The following is an 835-nucleotide window of genomic DNA, read 5'->3' as shown; positions in this document are numbered from 1 at the left end:
GGTTTAACGGGAAGAAAAATTATTGTCGATAGTTACGGTGGAATGGGCCGACACGGTGGTGGCGCATTTTCAGGGAAAGACCCATCAAAGGTGGACCGCTCAGCAGCGTATATGGGACGGTATATTGCAAAAAATATAGTGGCTGCAGGCCTTGCATACCGATGTGAGCTGCAGGTGGCCTATGCAATTGGTGTAGCTGATCCAGTATCGGTGATGGTTGACACATTTGGCACCAATACCATACCCGAAGAAGAGATTGAAAAGCGAATAAAAAATGTATTTAACCTTAAACCAAAATCTATCATACAAACGCTTGATCTTCTTAAACCTAAATACAGGGCAACAGCAGCATACGGTCACTTTGGCCGCAATGAACCTGGATTTACCTGGGAAGAGACAGACGTTGCAGCTAAGTTGCGGTAGAACAATAACTGTAAGTAATTATCTTGATAAAGTAATCAAAAGAAGGATGTATTGTTGCATCCTTCTTTTTTTAATAAAATAAACTATCTGTTTGAATAAAATATACTATGCAATCCATGCACTCAACACTTAAGGATGGAGATGACATAGAAGTTGTCCCTCTTGTGTTTGGAGGATAGAATATTTGCTTTATAATGTTCTTATAACAATTTATTTGCAGTGTGCCAATCAAGTATTTGACATTCTTCTTAATACAAGGATATAATAATATAATATATAATATGTTCCTGAAGCATTCATTATTGTAACCAATAGCTATGTTGAGTCAAATTGGTAGGTTTGCCATGAAAAAGATATTAATTGGCGTGGCCATATTTATCATTATATTGATTGTTACCGGGTATAGTTTTTT

1 protein-coding gene is annotated in these 835 nt (G+C 37.0%); it reads left to right on the top strand.

What is annotated here, in order from left to right; all coding sequences use genetic code 11:
* The coding region (locus tag N3F66_15120) for a methionine adenosyltransferase domain-containing protein (protein ID MCX8125478.1) at positions 1-423 on the top strand (423 nt) is incomplete at its 5' end.
* Positions 424-835 lie beyond the last annotated feature (412 nt).

The sequence above is a fragment of the Spirochaetota bacterium genome (assembly GCA_026414805.1).
In the GTDB taxonomy this organism is placed as follows: Bacteria; Spirochaetota; UBA4802; order UBA4802; family UB4802; genus UBA4802.
The sequence above is the reverse complement of the archived record's forward strand: the minus strand, read 5'-3'. Positions and strand labels throughout refer to the sequence as shown.